Genomic DNA, 16851 nt, shown 5'->3' on the forward strand with positions numbered 1-16851 from the left:
GGTGAGAGACGGAAGAGGTGGCGCGACCAGATGGGCATCAGCATGGCGGTGGCCAGGACGTGGGTGGAGCGCTGGGAGCGACAGCAGCAGCGCTACGCCGTGGACCGCGAGGAGCGGTTCACGGTGATCACGGATGTCGTCGAGTACGCCACGTCCGGCCGCCCCCGGCCGCTGCTGCTCGACCTCGGCTGCGGACCCGGCTCCCTCGCCGCCCGGCTCGCCGACCGGCTCCCGGACGCCGAGGTCGTCGCCGCCGACATGGACCCCGTGCTGCTGGAACTGGGCCGGACCCACCACGCGAACGCCGCCCGCTACGTCGACACCGTGATCGGGGCCGAGGGCTGGACCGACGCCCTCGGCCTGCGGCGCCCCCTGGACGCCGCCGTGTCGAGCACGGCCCTGCACTACCTCCCCGAGCCGGTACTGCGGGACACCTACCGCGGGATCGCGGCGCTGCTCCGCCCCGGCGGCGTCCTCGTCAACGGCGACCACTTCCCGCCCGCCGAGGGGCCCTGCTCGGATCTCACCGCGCACGTGGGCCGTCGCCGGGCCGGGCGGACCGGTGGCCACGCCCACGAGGACTGGCGGGAGTGGTGGAGCGCGGCGGCCCGGGACCCCGAACTGGCCGACCTGTTCACCGAACGCGCCCGGCGCCTCGCCGCCCACGCGGCAGGGAGCGGCGGCCAGGACCTGGCGGCCGACCGGCACGCCGAGTTGCTGCGCTCGGCGGGCTTCCGGCACGTCACGCCGGTCTGGCAGTTCGGCGACAGCGCCGTGCTCGTGGCGGTCAAGGGCCGCTGAGGGCGCGCCCGTTCACAGGGCGAGGCTCATCAGGATCTCGTCGCGGTCGTCACCGGGTGCCACCCGCAGCGCGCCCGGCCACCGGCCCGTCTCGGTCCAGCCGACCCGGCCGTAGAAGTCCTCCAGGCCCAGCCCCGCCCGCGCGCTGAGCCGCAGCCTCTCCAGGCCCATCTCGTCGCGGGCGACCTCCGCGACACGGCGCATCAGCGCGGCACCGACACCCTTGCCCCGGAAACGGACGTGGGTCTGCAGGTGGTTCACCGTTCCGCAGTGCGCCTCCAGCGGATGCGGCTCGCGGCGCAGCACCACCCAGCCGGCCAGCCCGCCCCCGGCGGTGGCCAGCAGCAGCCGGCCGCGCCGCGGGGCGAGCCCGCGCAGGAGGGCGTCCAGCGCCGGTTCCAGGGCGGCCGGGGAAACGGGGGGAAAGGGGCAGTCCAGGGGCACGACCGCGCCGCCGGCGTTGATGACCGCCGCCCAGCAGTCCAGGAGATCCCGCCGTACGGCCACGGTGACGTCCTCGGCCCGGGTGATCTGCGCGAACGCCGGCACGTGCGCTGTCTCGTACGCTGTCACGCCGGTCAGTCTGCCAGGCGGGGCGGAGCGGCCCCGCCCTCCGACGAAGATCATCAGGGAGGCAGAATGGACTGTATGCCCATAACGAGCACTCCGAAGACGGCGACGGCCGACGACGCGGCGCTGATCGCCCGGACCCTGGCCCGCGCCTTCGACGACGACCCGATGATGCGCTGGTTCTTCCCCGACGACCCCTCGCGCGAGACCGCGTTGGGCCGCTACTTCACCACCCTGTTCACCCGCCAGTACGTCCACCACGGCGTGTGCGAGCGCACCGACGCGGCGGCGGCCTTCTGGGTGGCGCCCGAGGGGCAGGCGCTGGCCGTTCCCGACGCGGAGACCGTCCAGGAACTCCAGAACATCCTCGGCGACCGGGCCTCGCTGTTCCGCGACGCCGTCGCCGAGGCGGCGCGGCACACACCGGACGAACCCCACTGGTACCTGGCGGTGATCGGCGCCGACCCGGCCGCGCGCGGCGGCGGACACGGGGCCGCCCTGCTCCGCTCGGGGCTGGCCAAGGCCGACGAGGCGGGCGTGCCGGTCTGCCTGGAGTCCTCCAAGGAGTCCAACCTCTCCTTCTACGAGCACTTCGGGTTCACCGTGCGCGAGGAGTTCCGTCTGCCGGGAGACGGGCCGGTGCTGTGGGCCATGCGCCGCGAGCCCCGCACTCCGGCAGGCGACGGAAAGCGGTAGTCCCTGCCGGGGTCGGTGAGTACTGTGGCCCGGTGAAGACTCGGGTGATCATCCTCAACGGCGGCTCCAGCTCGGGGAAGTCCGGAATCGTGCGGTGTCTGCAGGAGGTACTCCAGGATCCGTGGCTGGCGTTCGGCTGCGACTCGTTCGTCGACGCGCTGCCCGCGAGGATGACGTCGGCGGACGAGGGCATCGTGTTCGCGGCGGACGGCGGAGTGAGCGTGGGGGAGGGCTTCCGGGAGCTGGAGGCGGCCTGGACGGACGGAATCGCGGCGATGGTCCGTGCGGGTGCCCGGGTCGTCGTCGACGACGTCTTCCTCGGCGGAGCGGCGTCCCAGCAGCGGTGGCGCAAGGCTCTGGACGGCCTGCCCGTGCTGTGGGTCGGCGTCAGGTGCGAGGGTGCGGTCGCGGCGGGCCGCGAGGTGGCACGGGGGGACCGCACCCGGGGGATGGCCGCGGCGCAGGCGGACGTGGTGCACCAGGGGGTGTCGTACGACCTGGAGGTGGACACGACGCGCAGCGAGTCCATGGACTGCGCGCGCACCATCGCCGCCTGCCTCACCTGACCGTCCTCGGCGCCATACCGTCCGGTTTCACGTGAAACGCGGTTTTTGGGCGCGGGTTGGTGCCCTTGGTGTCACCGTGGCCCTGCTCCCGGAAGGCCGGGGGCGGGGTGGCGTGCGGAACCATCCTGGGCGTCGACGCGGACGAGGAGATCGCGTTCGCGAACGGCCGGCAACGGCACACCGGCGCGGTGCCGTCCCTGCGCGAGCGCGAGCGGCACCGCCTGTACTGCCTCGGCACGCTCACCGCGCCCGGCCCCGGGGGGCGAGCGCGTGATGCGCCGGCGCGATGCGTTCTCCGCCGCCCGTCTGAGAGACGTCCGCCACGGACGTCGGCTCCTGGGTCGACGCGCACATCGCCGCCGGACGGCACTCCCGCCTCCATGGCGGGCATGTCCCCGAAGGTCGCCGGACAGCTCCGCGTGGCCACCGTCTTCACCCCGGCAAACCTGCGCGGCCGAGGCTGTGCGGGCGCGGTGCGGCGGCCCAGGCCGGCCGGGCGGTGCTCGCCGCGGGCGCGACGGGGGTCGTGTTCTTCGCGGACCTGGCCAACCCCACCAGCAGCGCCCTCCACCAGCGTCGGGACCCGGGTCAGGAGGACTCGCGCACCACCAGCTCCGTCGGCAGCGTCAACTGCTGGCGGGGCGCGCCGTGCTGCGTGATGTCGGTGAGGATCCGGGCCATGGTCCGGCCCAGTTCCTCCACCGGCTGACGCACCGTAGTCAGGGGCGGGTTGGTGTGGCGGGCCAGGACGGAGTCCTCGAACCCGACGACCGCCACCTCGTCCGGCACCCGCCGCCCCTGCCGGCGCAACTCGGCCAGAGCGCCGACCGCCATGAGGTCGGAGGCGGCGAAGACGGCATCCAGATCGGGGGCGCGTTCAAGAAGCAAACGCATCGCGCGCCAGCCGCCCTCCTCGGTGAAGTCGCCCGCCTCGACCAGGAGTTCGTTCGCGGGCACCCCCGCCTCCTCGTGCGCGGCACGCCAGCCGGCGAGGCGGCTGCGGCCAACGTCCATGTCCAGCGGTCCGGTGATCGTGGCGACCCGTCGCCGGCCGCCGCCCAGCAGGTGCCGGACCGCCGCCGCGGCACCTCCGGCGTTGTCGGAGTTGACGTAGCTCAGGCGCTCGCCCGCGTCGCGGCGTCCGGCCATGACGGTGGGCAGGCCCATCTCCTCCAGCATGCCCGGCAGCCGGTCCTGGGAGTGCACGGAGACGAGGAGGACGCCGTCCACCCGGCGGGTGGCCACCGACTCGGTCAGCTGGTCCCGTTCCGCCTGGTCACGGACGAGCATCAGCTGCAACTGGGTCCGGCTCTCGGCGAGGGCGCCGCTGACGCCGCGGATCAGCGCGGCGAAGAACGGCTCCGAGCCGAGCCTGCTCTCCGACTCCGGGATCACCAGGGCGACGGCGTTGGTGCGGTTGGTCACCAGGCCGCGGGCGACCGAGTTGGGGACGTAGTTGAGTTCCTTGATCGCCGCGAGGACCCGGGCCCGCGCGTCGGCACTGACGAGATCCGAGCCGTTGACGACCCGGGAGACCGTGGTGCGGCCCACGCCGGCGCGGGCGGCGACCGTTTTGATCGTGGGACGGCGGTTGCCGGTCATGCACTCCCCCCTCGGCGGCCGCGGCGGCGCTGTCTGCCGCGGAGGTGACCTGCGGCAATTCTTGCAGACACGGCCGTCGGCAAGGCACCCCCGCGAACCCGGGAAGCGGGGGCGGTGACCGGAGTTCGGCGGCAACTTGCGTTCAAGTCATTGACAGATGGGCGCGCTCCCACGAGTCTTCGTTGCGCCGATGGGAACGTGCCCACCCACTGATGGGCACGTTCCCACCGTTCTCGGAGCCGTTGTAGTCATCGCTGCAGTCATCGCAGAACTCGTCACTCCGATGTGTCAGCGCCGTCGCTAGGAGGAGATCCATGGGCACTCTCGGTTCGTTGCGCAGGAAGGCGGTGGCGACCGTCGCCACCGCCGGTGCGCTGGCACTCGTCGTCGGCTGCGGCGGCAGCGACGACTCGGCCACCGGTGGTGGCAAGAAGGACGGCAAGACCACCATCACCATGGGCCTGTACGGCGTGATGGGCATCAAGGAGACGGGCCTTCTCGAGCAGTACGAGAAGGAGAACCCCGACGTCGACATCAAGGCCGAGATCGCCGGTGACGAGCAGACGTACTACACCGCGCTGCAGACCAGGCTCGCGGCGGGCAAGGGCCTGAAGGACATCCAGGGCATCGAGATCGGCCGGGCCAAGGAGATCACCGAGACCCAGGCGGACAAGTTCGCGGACTTCTCCGACGTGCCGGGCACCGACCACTTCCTGCCGTGGAAGGAGTCCCAGATCAGCACCGAGGACGGCAAGGTGCTGGGCCTGGGCACCGACATCGGGCCCATGGCCGTCTGCTACCGCAAGGACTACTTCGAGAAGGCGGGCCTGCCCACCGACCGCGAGGAGGTCGCCAAGCTGTGGGAGGGCGACTGGAAGAAGTACGTCGAGGTCGGCCGCACCTTCAAGAAGGACTTCAAGGGCGGTGACGTGGCCTACATGGACGCGGCCAGCGGCCTGTTCAACGCGATGGTCTACGGCTACCCCGAGCAGTACTACGACGACAAGGGTGAGCTGATCTACGACAAGAACCCCGCCGTCAAGGAGGCGTGGAACCTCGCCGCCGACGCCGGGGAGGACGGTCTGTCGGCCAAGCTCCGTCAGTTCCAGCCGGGTTGGGACCCGGGACTGGCCAACGGCACGTTCGCCACCGCCGTGTGCCCGGCGTGGATGCTCAGCCACATCAGCGAGAAGGCCGGTGCGGCGAACAAGGGCAAGTGGGACGTGGCCCGGGCCCCGAAGGGCGCCAACTGGGGCGGCTCCTTCCTCGGCGTGGTCGAGCAGAGCCCGGTGAAGGAGGAGGCCAAGAAGCTCGTCGCCTGGCTGACCGCGCCCGAGCAGCAGGCCCACATCTTCAAGGAGATCGGCAACATCCCCTCCTCGCGCGAGGCCCTGGACAGCCCCGAGGTGAAGGACGCCAAGTCCGAGTACTTCGCCGGCGCGCCGATCGGCCAGATCTTCGGCGCCGCCGCACAGGAGATACCCGACAAGCAGGTCCTCGGCCGCAAGGACGGTTCCATCAAGGACCTCTTCTCCCAGGGGCTGACCCTGGTCGAGCAGGGCACGGCGCGTGACGAGGCGTGGAAGACCACCGGGGAGCGCATCGAGAAGGCGGTCGGCTGACCGTCGACCCTCCGGGGCCGACCGGGTCCGCCGGCGCCACGCCGGCGGACCCGGGGCCCGGTCCATCCACCCGCTCTCAGGAAGGAAGTCCGGTGGCCTCCTCCACCACCAAGGCCCTGACCGGCCAGGAGCCGCCCGGCGGACCCGGCAGGACGGGCGGCACCGATGCCGCCCGGCGGCGCGGCGCGCTGCTGCACCGGCTTGACGTCAAGGGCGCCCCGTACGCGTTCGTCGCCCCGTTCTTCGTGGTCTTCGCCGCGTTCAGCTTCTACCCCCTCGTCTACACCTCGTGGATCTCCCTGCACGACGTGGAACTGGCCACCCTCGACGTGATGGAATGGGTGGCGTTCGACAACTACGTCGAACTCTGGGGCGACTCCCGCTTCTGGAACGCGCTGCAGAACACGATCACCATCGGCGTCATCTCCACGGTGCCGCAGCTGATGATGGCGCTCGGTCTCGCCCACCTGCTCAACTACCGGATGCGGGCCTCGCTGTTCTTCCGCGTCGCCTCGCTGGTCCCGTACGCCACGTCGGTCGCCGCCGCCGCCCTCGTCTTCACCATGATCTTCGAGCGTGACTTCGGCATGATCAACTGGGCGCTCGGCACGGTCGGCATCGACCCCGTGGACTGGGAGGCCGACAAGTGGCCCGCCCAGGTCGCGATCTCCACCATCGTCATCTGGCGCTGGACCGGCTACAACGCCCTGCTCTACCTGGCCGCCATGCAGGCCATCCCCGCCGACCGGTACGAGGCGGCCGCCCTCGACGGCGCCTCCCGGTGGCAGCAGTTCACCCACGTCACCGTTCCCGGGATCCGCTCCACCATCGTCTTCACCATCGTGCTCTCCACGATCGGCGCCACCCAGCTGTTCGGCGAGCCGCTGATCTTCGGGCAGGGTCCCAACGGCGTCACGGGCGGCGCGGACAACCAGTACCAGACGCTGGGCCTGCTGCTGTACGAGGAGGGCTGGAAGAACTACCAGATGGGCCGCTCGGCGACCGTCGCCTGGGCGATGTTCATGCTGCTGGTCCTCGTCTTCGTCGCGCAGCGCCTGATCAAGCGCCTGCGTTCCCGTACGTCCTGACCTGGAGCCGTCATGACCACTCAAAGCCTCCCGGCCCGGACGGACGCCCCGGGCCGGGCCCCCGCCGAGAAGCCGCCCGGCCGCGGCGGCCGCCGCCTGCTGCGTCAGCGCGCCGGCCGCCAGCACCACGCGGGCCCGCTCGCCTACGTCCTGCTCGCCGTCATGGCGCTGCTGTCCATCTTCCCGCTGTACTGGACGATGGTCGCCGCCTCCACCGACAACACCCGCGTCAGCCAGACACCGCCGCCCTTCCTGCCCGGACCGAACCTGTTCAGCAACCTCGCCCGGGCCTGGGACGAGGCGGCGATGGGCAAGGCCATGGTCAACAGCCTGATCGTGGCCGGCGTGATCGCCCTGTCCACGGTGATGTTCGCGACGCTGGCCGGGTTCGCCTTCGCCAAGCTGCGGTTCAAGGGCCGCAACGCCCTGCTCATGCTGGTGATCGGGACCATGATGGTGCCGCCGCAGCTCGGCGTCGTACCGCTGTTCATGATGATGTCCGAGCTGGGCTGGTCGCAGCAGTTGCCCGCCGTCATCTTCCCCACGCTGGTGAGCGCGGTCGGCGTCTTCTTCATGCGGCAGTACCTGTCCGAGGCGCTGCCGGACGAACTCGTCGAGGCCGGCCGCGTGGACGGGGCGCACTCGCTGCGGATCTTCTGGAGCATCGTGCTGCCCGTCGCGCGGCCCGCGATGGCCGTCCTTTTCATGATCACCTTCGTGCACGCCTGGAACGACTTCTTCTGGCCGTTCGTGGTGCTCGACATGACCAACCCGACGGTCCCCGTCGCCCTCACCCAGCTCAGCGCGGGCTACGTCCGGGACCAGTCGCTCATCATGGCGGGCGCGCTGCTCGGCACGCTGCCGCTGCTGGCGATGTTCATCGTCTTCGGCCGCCAGATCGTCAGCGGCATCATGGCGGGCGCCGTCAAGGGCTGACCCGGCCCCCGCACCCGTACCCATACCGCATCCCCTTCCGGCATGCGCGCGCTCGCGAACACCCTCTCCCGAAAGGACTCACGTGGTCACCGCAGCACAGCAGACCGCGTCCGCCCCGGACGCCGCCCGCACCTTCCCCAAGGGCTTCCTCTGGGGTTCCGCGACCGCCTCCTACCAGATCGAGGGAGCCGCCGGCGAGGACGGCCGCACCCCGTCCATCTGGGACACCTACGCCCGCACCCCCGGCCGGGTCCGCAACGGCGACACCGGTGACACCGCCACCGACCACTACCACCGCTGGCGCGAGGACGTCGCCCTCATGGCCGAACTCGGCCTGGACGCCTACCGGTTCTCCCTCGCCTGGCCCCGCATCCAGCCGACCGGCCGCGGCCCCGCCGTGCAGAAGGGGCTGGACTTCTACCGGCGCCTCGTCGACGACCTGCTCGACAAGGGCATCCAGCCCGTCGCCACCCTCTACCACTGGGACCTGCCGCAGGAACTCGAGGACGCCGGGGGCTGGCCCGAGCGCGCCACGGCCGAGCGGTTCGCCGAGTACGCGGCCCTCGCCGCCGACGCCCTGGGCGACCGGGTGAAGACCTGGACCACCCTCAACGAGCCCTGGTGCAGCGCCTTCCTGGGCTACGGCTCCGGAGTGCACGCCCCCGGCCGCACCGACCCGGTCGCCGCGCTGCGTGCCGCCCACCACCTCAACCTGGCGCACGGCAAGGCCGTACAGGCGCTGCGCGACCGCCTCCGCGCCGACGCCCAGGTCTCGGTCACGCTCAACATCCACCACGTCCGCCCCCTCACCGGCAGCGACGCCGACGCGGACGCGGTCCGACGGATCGACGCGCTCGCCAACCGGGTCTTCACCGGACCGATGCTCGAGGGCGCGTACCCGGAGGACCTGCTCAAGGACACCGCGGCACTGACCGACTGGGCCTTCGTGCGGGACGGCGACCTGGAAACGATCCACCAGCCGCTGGACTTCCTCGGCGTCAACTACTACACGCCCACCGTGGTCTCCGAGGCCGACGGCAGCGGCGCCCACTCCTCGGACGGACACGGCAACAGCGCGCACAGCCCCTGGCCGGGCGCCGACCGGGTCGCCTTCCACCAGCCGCCCGGCGAGACCACCGCCATGGGCTGGGCCGTCGACCCGAGCGGCCTGTACGACCTGCTGCGCCGGCTGTCGTCCGACTTCCCCCGGACGCCGCTGGTCATCACCGAGAACGGCGCGGCGTTCGACGACTACGCCGACCCGGACGGCCGGGTCAACGACCCCGCCCGGATCGCCTATGTACGCGACCACCTGGCCGCCGTCCACCGGGCCATCGTCGACGGCTCGGACGTGCGCGGCTACTTCCTGTGGTCGTTGCTGGACAACTTCGAGTGGGCCCACGGCTACAGCAAGCGCTTCGGCGCCGTCTACGTGGACTACCCGACCGGCACGCGCACCCCGAAGGCGAGCGCCCGCTGGTACTCCGAGGTCGCCCGCACCGGGGTCCTGCCCTCCGCGTGAGCGGGCCGGACCGCCACCCCGAGGGGGCGGGCGCACCACCGGCCCGCCTCGGCCCCGCTCACGCGGAAGCCGGGGCGGGCCGGCCGGTGGTGCGGTTCCGGTCAGTCGAGCGGGTCGAGGGTGAGCTGCGCCTGCGCCGGGTCGCCGTCGTGCACCAGCGACTCGTGGTGGCCGACGTCGTCGAAGGCGAAGGCGTACGCCTTCCCGTCGGCCATCCGGTCGTGGATGACCCGGGCGTAGTGGTTGGTCACCGAGTCCTGGTAGAAGTGCGCCGCCGAGGAGTCGGGCTGGGACGGGTTGCTCAGCAGCGTCGAGCGGTTGAAGCCGGCGCACAGGGTGCGTGAGATCGGCCCGCGCACCTGGTCGTTGGGAGCGTCCAGGAGCTTGTGGCAGCCGAAGACGCTGGAGGCGTCCGGTTTCTGGAAGCTGGTGACGACCGTTCCGGCGCCGTCGGTGAAGTTCATGACGCCGCCGGAGACGCGTCCGAAGTACTTCGTGCCCGGCCGGTCCGCGAACGGTGTGACGGTGAGCGTGTCCGTCGTGTACTTCTGCCAGACGCGGTTGACGTAGTCGTCCATGACCGACGCCGGCAACGCCCCGGTCTCCACCCCGTACAGCGGCGCCAGCGCGCGCAGGGCGGTGCCGTCGGGACGCGTCTGGATCAGTCCGCCCCAGCCGGGCTGCGCCCGCAGCGCGTCGAACACCCCTTTGTAGCCACCGGCCTTGAGCCGTCCCGCACTGGCCACGCTGCCGTCGGCGCGCTGCACGCCGACCGTGTAGGGCGCGGAGAACATGTCGACCTGGGTGCTGTTCAGCCACAGCCCGGAGTCGTTGAGCGTGTACTCGGACCAGTTGAACAGGGTGTCGCGGTTGGGGTCGCTCGGGTTCTGGACGGCCGGCTGCACGAGACCGCCCGTGGCCAGCCGGAAGTCGAGCTTTCGGCCGTACGAGAAGTAGACGCGTCCGGACAGCTTGGGAACGCGGATCGTCTTGGTCTGCCCGGCGGCCGGGCCCGGGATGGACGCGTCCGGGGCGGGAGTGGGGGGATTGCCGCCGGCGGGCCAGGGATGGAAGGTGCCGTCGGCGTCGGCCCAGCCCTGCTGACCCGTCGTCAGGGACGTGCCCAGGGTGTAGATGTGGACGGGCTCGCCGCGACCGGAGTTGTTGGTGATCTTCAGGGGGATGGTGGCCGGCACCGCGGCGTCGGCCGGGGGTGAGCCGCCGAACGTGAGCAGGGCGCCTGCCAGCCCGGCGGCCGTGGCCGCGGCGAGCAGACGGTGTCCGAGGCGTGAAAGCACTCTCCACCTCCGTGCGGGTGTGGGGGGATTGGTCCGTACCGCTTCTGAGAGCGCTCTCAGCGTCACGCTGGGGCGCGTTCATGTCAATGTTTGGGAGCGGGGAAATCCGGGCCGGGCGGCACCACGGGAACCGGGCACCCCGTCCGACCGTCCTCCGGAGGGACACCGCGAGGGGGAGAGGCTCATGGCCGGGGAAGCCGGAGAGGCCGGGGAAGCCGGAGAGGCCGGGGAAGCCGGAGAGGCCGGGGAAGCCGGAGAGGGCGGCGCGTGTCTGGCGTGCGACCTGATGCTGGGGCGGGCGCCGCTGCCGGGCGGGACCCTGCTGCGTACCGGGTCATGGGTGGTGGAGCACTGCGTCGGACCGCTGGGCCTCGGCACCGTGGTCGTCAAACCGGCCCGGCACGTGGTCCATGTCGCCGGCCTGACTCCGCCGGAGGCGGGCGAACTGGGGCCCCTGCTCCAACGGGTGAGCGCCGCCGTCGCCGAGGTCGTGGCACCGGAGCAGGTGTACGTGTGCCTGTGGTCGCACGCTGGAGGAGTTCCCGGCCACATCCACTTCGTCGTGCAGCCCGTGAGCAGGGCGGACATGGACCGGTTCGGCGCCTTCGGCCCCGCCCTGCAGGTGGCCATGGGACAGGCGGGGCGCCTCCCCGGAACGGCGGAGGTGAAGCGCGTCTGCGTCCGGCTGAGGGACGTCCTGGGCCGGACTCCCTCCGGCTGACGCGCCGCGGGCGCGCTCCGCTCAGCCGGGCCGGCCGGCCGTCGCGCCCACCGTGCCGTCTCCCGCCGCCACCGTGTAGTGACGTACGTCGGCCGCACCTCGCCGTACCGCGTCCGGCCAGAGGCAGTCCAGGACCGACGCGGACGGCGGGAAGAGCGAGGAGGGGACGGCCGCGCGGGCGAACCACTCCCAGCGCACGATCTTGTCCGGCTCGGTGACCCGGGGCGTGCCCGTCGCCCGGTCGGTGACCGCCGCGGCCGTCACCCGGGTCAGCCCGCCCCGGCCGTCGACGAGCACCGCGCACACCCGTACGCCCGAGGCGGGCACGGTGAGGCCGGTCTCCTCCGCCAGCTCCCGGGCGGCGGCCGTCTCGAAGTCCTCCCCGGCGTCGACCTTCCCGCCCGGCAGCTCCCAGCGGCCGTCGTGGCCGAGGCCGAGCAGGACCCGGCCGGCGGGGTCGAGGACGGCGAGGCCGACACCGGTGAGGCTGTGGGCGGTGGGGCGGGCGCGTTCGGGGCGCTCGGCGCCGGATGCTGAGGAGTTCACCCGCCCATTCCACACCGCGAAGACCGCCTTGGGCCACCGTCGGGCCTGCCCGGTCGTGTTCTGGTCGTGTTCTGGTCGTGAGCCGCTGCCGTGCCCTGGTCCGTCTCAGCGTTGGGTGAGGGTCTGGGGGTAGTCGGTGATGATGCCGTCGACGCCGAGGTTGGCCATGGTGCGGATGGCGCCGGGTTCGTTGACGGTCCAGACGTTGATGGTCATGCCGAGTTGGTGGATGCGGTCGACGAGGGTCTGGTCGGTGACGGTGTGCTGGGGGTTGATCTGGTCGGCCCATTGGCTGAGCTGGAGGAGTTCGGTGTCGGTGGGGCGGTCGGCGTCGAGGATGCCGATGGGGACGTGGGGGAGGTGGGTGTGGAATTCGTGGGCGTCGTCGGTCTGGAAGGACTGGACGGCGAGTTGGTTGCGGGTCAGGGCGTGGTGGAGGTAGCGGGGTTTGTTCTTGAGGTGGTGGGCGAAGTCGGTGGCGATGGTGGTGTGGTGGGTGCAGGGGCTGATTTCGGCGAGGAGTCCGGTGCGGGTGTGCTGGATGCGGTTGATGACGGTGTCGACGGTGATGAGGGGTTCGCCGGTGTATTCGGGGTGGAACCAGGAGCCGGCGTCGAGGTGGCGGAGTTCGGCCCAGGTGAAGTCGGAGACGCGGTAGCGGGGGCGGTCGGGGTAGATGTCTTCGATGTTGGTGGTGCGTTCCATGGTGCAGTCGTGGAAGTTGATGAGTTTGCCGTCTTTGGTGCGTTGGACGTCGATCTCGACGTGGTCGGCGCGTTGGCGGACGGCGAGGTCGATGGCGGCGGCGGTGTTCTCGGGGGCCATGCCCGAGGAGCCGCGGTGGGCGATGGCGTCGGGTCGTGGTGCGGTGCGGTCGGCGGATCGTGGTGCGGTGCGCTCGGCGGGTCGTGATGTGGTGGTGTCGTCGGCGTGTGCGGCGGTCGAGGACATGGTCAGGGTGATACCGCTGAGCGCGGCCACCACGACACCCGCGCGTCTGCTGCTCGCAAGCTTCACTACGGCCTCCCGGGACCGGCCGGCCGGCCGACGGGGTGGACCGCGCCGTCGGCGGGCGCGGGCAGTGCCCTCAGGACCGCGGTGGCCATCGCCACGGGATCGCCCGATGCCCTGACGGGGTACGGGTCGCGCTCGTGGTTCCAGGCGTTCTCCAGGGCGAACCAGTCGATCGCCACCGGCGGCCGGCCGGTGACCAGCGCCGTGTCGAGGGAGTCGAGGTACGTCGTCCAGCGCATCGCGTAGAAGTCGGAGACCAGCCCCGACCACTCCCGGTTGGCGTAGTCCCGCAGGCCACCCGCGTCGCTGCCGGAGCGGTGGCCCCACGTGGTGAGGATCGAGCGGGCGTCGAACTCGGCGGTGGCCCGCTCCGCCTCCGTGCGGCCCCAGGACTTGGCGTCCTCCAGCCACGGACCGAGGAGGAACCGGGGGTCGGTGGCGAGCAGCCGGTCCAGCAGGGCGAGGTCGCTCTTCCACTCGGCGGCCCGCTCCCGGAAGCGGCCCAGGTCCCCGGCGTCATAGGCGGCCTTGATCTGCGGGAGCAGGGTCCGGCTGCGGTTGGCCAGGGCCTGCCGGGCGACGTCGACCAGGTCGAAGCGGTAGGCGTCGGTGGTGCGCAGCGCCGGCGCGACCTTCAGCAGCTCGGCCAGTGCCCGGTGCACCGTGCTCGGGTCGTAGCGCATGGCGCCGGGACTCCAGCTGGCCGCGTTGGTGGCGGTCAGCCGGGGGCGGGCGGTGAAGAGGCTGTCCTGCGACTCGCTCCAGGTGCCCGACGGTGTGCTGTACGGGCCGGCGCGCAGCAGCTCCCACGCCCTCGCCGCGTGCGGGTCGTACCCTCCGTAACGGCGTTCCGCGTACTGGGCGAACCACGCCCTCTGGTCCAACGGGTCGCTCTGCCACGCGAGTTCAGTGAACAGCTCGTAGGCGACCGGATTGCCGCCCGTGCCCTCCGGCAGATACGCGATGCCCGCGAGGGAGCTGCCCGGTTCGGTGCGCCACCGGTCGAACCGCTCGGCCCACACGGCGGTGTTGGCGCCGATCGTGGTGTGCCCGCCGAAGTTGGGGATCGTGCCGAACGCGTACGGCGCGCCGTGCCAGGTGGCCTCGCGGTCGAGGCCGTCGTACCGGTCGGACAGGCCGTCGACGATGAGCAGCCTGCTCTTGTCGACCGCGTCGATGATCTGTGTGGAGGGGTTGTTCTGCCAGCCGATCAGCGTCCACACGGCGCCGGGCCGGGCCGTCTGGAGGGCGTTCATCACGGCGCGCGCCGCGTCCCCGACCGGTACGTCGCCCGGGCGCCCGCCCTCGTGCAGCAGGTCCATCTTGTACATCGTGGAGTCGCCGAACAGCCTCCGCTGGTGGCGGTAGAACGAGGCGGCCACCCTGGGGAACACCTCGCTGCGCGGGTCGAGCCAGTCGGGTCGCCGGAACCCGACCCAGTCACCCTGCGGGACCACCGGCCCGGTGGGGTTGCGCTCGGTGAAGCCGGGAGGCACGGTGCCGTAGTAGCCGGGCAGCACGGGAGTCATCCCCAGCTGCCGCAGCCGGTCGGCGATCCGGCGGCCGAGTTCCGCCCGCTCCTTCAGCAGCCGCTCGGAGACGGGTCCGCCGAAGCCGGACATGTTCTGCATCAGCCACCACGGCTGGTGCGCCGGGCCGGGGATCCACGACCTCAGCTCGTCCCCGGAGTAGCCGAACTCCTTAAGTGTCTCGTAGTAGACGGCGTCGGCACCCATCTGCACGAAGACCTCGTTCACGCCGTGCAGGGCCAGCAGGTCGATCTGCTTCTCGTACGCGTCCCAGTCGCGGTAGGCGCCGGAGTAGCCGTCGTCGGTGTCGTTGAGCGCGAAGCGGTGCGGGACCGAGGCGTCCTTGCGGACGCTGCCGGCGGGCGCGGGCAGGGTGCGGGGCAGCCTCGCCGTGCTCCGCCCGGGCCACCCGATGTCCACCTCGGCCGTGTACTTGAGATACCAGTTGACGCCGCTGAGGATCACGGCCGGGCTGGTGCCCTGCACGCGTACCCGTCCGGCCCTGCCGGAGACGGTGAAGTAGTCGCCGGAGGCGGGGCGGTCCGCCGCGACGAGCGAGAACTGCGAGACATGGCGCGGCAGCAGCCGGGCGAGGGCGGCCTCGGCGGGGCCGGTGGAGAAGGCGGGCCTGCCCGGTGGGAACGCGGACGAGGACGGAGAGGCGGAGCTAAGGGCCGTGGTGAGAAGGGCGAGGACGGTGGCCGCGCACAGGGCGGCCCAGGGTCTGAGGCCTCTCACTGGTCACCTCTGCGGGAGTTGTCGACGGGGTGCTGGTGAATATGGGGGTGGGCGAGTCACCAGTCAAGGTGGCCTCTCCGCGCGTGGGTGCCTCTTCGGCCACTCGGCGGCCGGGCGGCGTCGACCTACTGCCGGGGGCGGTGGCGGTGAACGGGACGAGGCCGGTGTGCTCCGTGCTGAAGACTGTGGGCATGGAGTTCTTCTGCTATCACCGTGACCGGCCCGGCTCCCTGACGCTGCGTGAGGAGTTGCTGGAGGCGCACTGGTCCTACATGGACGGGTACGCGCGGGAGATGATCGCCCGTGGCCCGACGCTCGCCGGTGACATGCCCACGGGCAGCGTGCACGTGCTCGACCTGCCGGATGTTGCCGCCGCCCGTGCGTTCGCCTTCGACGAGCCCGGCTATCAGGCCGGCGTGTACCGCGACGTGCTGCTGCGCAGGTGGCGCAACCTGCTGGGGCGCACCATGTGGGACTTCCCGGGCGGGCCCGAGGGCGGCGACAGGTACCTGGTGCTCGGCCTCGGTGCCGGCCGGCCCGCCGACCTGGCGGTGCCGCCCCGCCGGGACGAACTGATCGCGTACGGGCCCCTGCTGGCCGACGACGGCGTCACCTGGCTGGGTACAGCGGCGCTGGTGCGGGCCCCCGGCGGGGACGCGGCCCGCGCGGTGCTCACCGAGGACCGGTACGCCGACGTCGAAGTGCACGACTGGCAGTTCGGCGGGCGGTCCTGACCGGCCGCCGCGCGCGCCGCCCGCCCCACGTCATCGGCAGGGCGGCTCGGTCCGCCGACGTCCCCGAGGAGCTGGGGCTGGTCGGCGGCGGCGAACAGGACGGCGCACGCGGTGTGTGCTCGGGGAGGGGGTGAGAGATCGCTCTAAGGTGATTCGATGCGACATGTCCCCAGATGGGTCCTGCTCTCCTCGGGGTGTGCGCCCGTCCTGCTGATCGGAGGCTGGACGGGCGCGGCACTGTTCGAAGGACCCGCCTACGACCCCGCCACCGAGACCATCAGCGCCCTGGGCTCCTACGGAGCCGACGGTTTCTGGATCATGACGACGGCGTTCCTGGCGCTGGGCGCCTGCCACCTGCTGACCGCGTGGGGTCTGCGGGCAGCCGCCACCGCCGGACGGCTGGCACTGGGCGGCGGGGGCCTCGCGGCGCTGGCCGTGGCGCTGCTTCCCGCACCGAGCAGCGGGGGATCCCTGGGGCACGGCACGGTGGTGGCGGTCGGCTTCACGCTGCTGGCGGTCTGGCCGGTGCTGGCCGTCCACGGCGGCGCCGCCGCTCCCTGGGCTCTGCGGCTCGCGCCGTCGATCGGGGTGACCGTGCTGATGGCGGCCGGTGGAGCGTGGTTCCTGATCGAGATGCACCGGCAGGGCGGCGCCGGCGTCGCGGAACGGGTCGTGACGTTCGTGCAGTCGGTGTGGCCCTTCGTGGTCGCCGTGTCCTGTGTCCGCCGCTCCCAGGCGCGGGACGGGCGAGCCCTCGGGCGAGGGGACGACGCGTCCGCCGGGGACACCGCCGGGAGGCTCGGGCCACGGGACTGACCCCGCACCCCTGCCGGTCCAGATGCGGGGGGGGGGGGGGGCATCGGAGGCG

At 72.0% G+C, this 16851-nt stretch carries 16 protein-coding genes; 10 read left to right on the top strand and 6 right to left on the bottom strand.

The window, feature by feature from the left end:
- Window positions 1–30 precede the first annotated feature (30 nt).
- The gene (locus tag ACFIF2_RS07705; protein WP_395571764.1) at window positions 31–801 is read left to right on the top strand and encodes a class I SAM-dependent methyltransferase; all 771 of its coding nucleotides are present in this window, start codon (window positions 31–33) and stop codon (window positions 799–801) included.
- A gap of 12 nt (window positions 802–813) precedes the next feature.
- Here the strand turns inward: ACFIF2_RS07705 and ACFIF2_RS07710 are convergent, their stop codons facing one another.
- The gene (locus ACFIF2_RS07710; protein WP_395571765.1) at window positions 814–1374 is read right to left on the bottom strand and encodes a GNAT family N-acetyltransferase; all 561 of its coding nucleotides are present in this window, start codon (window positions 1372–1374) and stop codon (window positions 814–816) included.
- Between the two features lie 75 nt (window positions 1375–1449).
- Here ACFIF2_RS07710 and ACFIF2_RS07715 point away from each other — a divergent pair, with 75 nt between their 5' ends.
- Complete coding sequence (locus ACFIF2_RS07715) at window positions 1450–2067, top strand: GNAT family N-acetyltransferase (RefSeq protein WP_395571766.1); 618 nt, start codon at window positions 1450–1452, stop codon at window positions 2065–2067.
- A 32-nt stretch (window positions 2068–2099) separates the two neighbouring features.
- Entirely contained in the window at window positions 2100–2633 is a 534-nt protein-coding gene (gene cpt, locus ACFIF2_RS07720; RefSeq protein ID WP_395571767.1) for a chloramphenicol phosphotransferase CPT, read from the top strand.
- Between the two features lie 588 nt (window positions 2634–3221).
- On the opposite strand, the gene ACFIF2_RS07725 is transcribed toward cpt, so the two are convergent.
- A complete protein-coding gene (locus ACFIF2_RS07725) occupies window positions 3222–4235 on the bottom strand; it encodes a LacI family DNA-binding transcriptional regulator (RefSeq protein ID WP_395571768.1) in 1014 nt (337 codons plus the stop codon).
- A 314-nt stretch (window positions 4236–4549) separates the two neighbouring features.
- Between ACFIF2_RS07725 and ACFIF2_RS07730 the strand changes: the two genes are divergently transcribed.
- From ACFIF2_RS07730 to ACFIF2_RS07745, 4 genes are all read left to right on the top strand, one after another.
- Complete coding sequence (locus ACFIF2_RS07730) at window positions 4550–5857, top strand: ABC transporter substrate-binding protein (RefSeq protein ID WP_395571769.1); 1308 nt, start codon at window positions 4550–4552, stop codon at window positions 5855–5857.
- 92 nt (window positions 5858–5949) lie between these two features.
- Window positions 5950–6945: a carbohydrate ABC transporter permease gene (locus ACFIF2_RS07735; protein WP_395571770.1), complete on the top strand. Its 996-nt coding sequence runs from the start codon at window positions 5950–5952 to the stop codon at window positions 6943–6945.
- A 12-nt stretch (window positions 6946–6957) separates the two neighbouring features.
- Window positions 6958–7881, top strand: a complete 924-nt coding sequence (locus ACFIF2_RS07740) for a carbohydrate ABC transporter permease (protein ID WP_395571771.1) — start codon at window positions 6958–6960, stop codon at window positions 7879–7881.
- 82 nt (window positions 7882–7963) lie between these two features.
- Window positions 7964–9403 carry a GH1 family beta-glucosidase gene (locus tag ACFIF2_RS07745; RefSeq protein WP_395571772.1) on the top strand — a complete coding sequence of 480 codons (1440 nt, stop codon included), beginning with the start codon at window positions 7964–7966 and terminating at the stop codon, window positions 9401–9403.
- A 101-nt stretch (window positions 9404–9504) separates the two neighbouring features.
- Here the strand turns inward: ACFIF2_RS07745 and ACFIF2_RS07750 are convergent, their stop codons facing one another.
- Complete coding sequence (locus ACFIF2_RS07750; RefSeq protein ID WP_395571773.1) at window positions 9505–10701, bottom strand: glycoside hydrolase family 64 protein; 1197 nt, start codon at window positions 10699–10701, stop codon at window positions 9505–9507.
- A gap of 184 nt (window positions 10702–10885) precedes the next feature.
- Between ACFIF2_RS07750 and ACFIF2_RS07755 the strand changes: the two genes are divergently transcribed.
- Entirely contained in the window at window positions 10886–11422 is a 537-nt protein-coding gene (locus ACFIF2_RS07755) for a hypothetical protein (protein ID WP_395571774.1), read from the top strand.
- A 21-nt stretch (window positions 11423–11443) separates the two neighbouring features.
- On the opposite strand, the gene ACFIF2_RS07760 is transcribed toward ACFIF2_RS07755, so the two are convergent.
- From ACFIF2_RS07760 to ACFIF2_RS07770, 3 genes are all read right to left on the bottom strand, one after another.
- The gene (locus ACFIF2_RS07760) at window positions 11444–11968 is read right to left on the bottom strand and encodes an NUDIX hydrolase (RefSeq protein WP_395571775.1); all 525 of its coding nucleotides are present in this window, start codon (window positions 11966–11968) and stop codon (window positions 11444–11446) included.
- Window positions 11969–12073: 105 nt separating this feature from the next.
- Window positions 12074–12985, bottom strand: a complete 912-nt coding sequence (locus tag ACFIF2_RS07765) for a glycerophosphodiester phosphodiesterase (protein ID WP_395571776.1) — start codon at window positions 12983–12985, stop codon at window positions 12074–12076.
- On the bottom strand, window positions 12985–15249 hold the full coding sequence (locus ACFIF2_RS07770; protein ID WP_395571777.1) for an alpha-N-acetylglucosaminidase: 2265 nt from the start codon (window positions 15247–15249) through the stop codon (window positions 12985–12987). Before ACFIF2_RS07770 ends, ACFIF2_RS07765 begins: the two co-directional genes overlap by 1 nt.
- A 191-nt stretch (window positions 15250–15440) precedes the next feature.
- Here ACFIF2_RS07770 and ACFIF2_RS07775 point away from each other — a divergent pair, with 191 nt between their 5' ends.
- Window positions 15441–15983: a YciI family protein gene (locus ACFIF2_RS07775; RefSeq protein ID WP_395571948.1), complete on the top strand. Its 543-nt coding sequence runs from the start codon at window positions 15441–15443 to the stop codon at window positions 15981–15983.
- Window positions 15984–16139: 156 nt separating this feature from the next.
- The gene (locus tag ACFIF2_RS07780; RefSeq protein WP_395571778.1) at window positions 16140–16799 is read left to right on the top strand and encodes a DUF998 domain-containing protein; all 660 of its coding nucleotides are present in this window, start codon (window positions 16140–16142) and stop codon (window positions 16797–16799) included.
- The last annotated feature ends 52 nt before the right edge of the window (window positions 16800–16851 follow it).

The organism is Streptomyces sp. BK79, from assembly GCF_044142145.1.
Classification (GTDB): domain Bacteria; phylum Actinomycetota; class Actinomycetes; order Streptomycetales; family Streptomycetaceae; genus Streptomyces.